The organism is Pontibacter rugosus (assembly GCF_042678745.1).
In the GTDB taxonomy this organism is placed as follows: Bacteria; Bacteroidota; Bacteroidia; order Cytophagales; family Hymenobacteraceae; genus Pontibacter; species Pontibacter rugosus.
In genome coordinates this window covers 1-1,149 of the sequence record NZ_JBHTLD010000434.1, presented here as the reverse complement: position 1 = coordinate 1,149, position 1,149 = coordinate 1, and the positions used below count along the sequence as shown (strand labels likewise).

Here is a 1,149-nt window from a genome sequence, read left to right as displayed (position 1 = left end):
GTTTTATAGAGACAGATTTATAATTTTACTTTAAGCAAGTATAGAACCCCAGAGGCATGCTTGACTGCGGCAAAGTTGGTGCAGGTGTAGCAATGGCTGGTTAAAAAGCAATAAACTATGGAAATGTTGACACAGGATTTAGAAACTAAAAAACATCTGCTTCAGGAGTGCTCCAGAATTTTAAGTGCACAGATGAAAGCTGCAAAAGATGCAATGGATGAAGCACAGCGTAGTGCCAATGAAAGCCAGGGAGCAATGGAAGATAAATTTGAATCTTTCAGAGAAAACTGTCAGATACAGCGCGATATGTTCGCCCGCCAGTTAGATGAGTTGATGACTACCCAAAGTATACTTATGAGAATTAATGCTACCAAACAAAACCACGATGTATCGCTGGGTGCTGTGGTGCATACAAGTTTGCAGAATTACTTTATTGGCGTGAGTTTAGGAGAAATCAAAATAGAGGAGGAGTCATACTTTGCCATATCAGGAAAGTCCCCGCTTTTTAAGGCTATGGAAGGTAAAGCTGCTGGTGAAACTTTTATTTTCAGAGATCGTGAAGTTAAAGTACTGCAGGTATATTAATCTCTGATATGCTATAACTATATATTAGACCGGCTGCGGCTTCTGGAAGAAGTATAAAAAAGGGTTAGCTCTACAGCTAACCCTTTTTAGTATAATTATTTAACCCTCGTCCAGTTCTGTGTACGCCCAATTAACGAGATGCCGATATAGCCTTTTACTTCCATTTTATCTTTGCTTGTCATCTTCATGTAGCAAGAGTAAGTCTTTCCGCTTTCCGGATCATAAATGGTGCCATCATCCCATTTATTGTTGCCGTCGTATTCAAATCCCTTCATAAACTCAAGACCCATAAGTGGCCTGTCCTGTAGCTTTTTATCGGGGTTATTGATGTCTAATTTTGGTTTGCCGTTTCGTGTTGGTTCCTTTAATGTTACCAGCTTACCGCAAAGCTTATCACCACACTGATAAATTTCAAATCTGGCTTTTCCTTCTTCATTTGTCCAAATGCCTAAAGGTGAAAGTTTTTGTGCCCATGCGCATGTAGAGAATAGCATGAGTACTAATAGAGTAAAAAGATGCTTTTTCATGTGATGATCAGTTTTGTTAAAGTTATACAACGTAATA

2 protein-coding genes are annotated in these 1,149 nt (G+C 38.9%); one reads left to right on the top strand and one right to left on the bottom strand.

Annotation, left to right across the window (positions count from 1 at the left end):
- Positions 1 to 117 precede the first annotated feature (117 nt).
- Positions 118 to 585, top strand: coding sequence for a hypothetical protein (locus tag ACFQ2O_RS21755; RefSeq protein WP_377533033.1), 468 nt, complete (start codon positions 118 to 120; stop codon positions 583 to 585).
- Between the two features lie 95 nt (positions 586 to 680).
- Here the strand turns inward: ACFQ2O_RS21755 and ACFQ2O_RS21750 are convergent.
- Positions 681 to 1,149: DUF2147 domain-containing protein (locus ACFQ2O_RS21750; RefSeq protein WP_377533031.1), on the bottom strand; the 469-nt coding region annotated here is incomplete at its 5' end.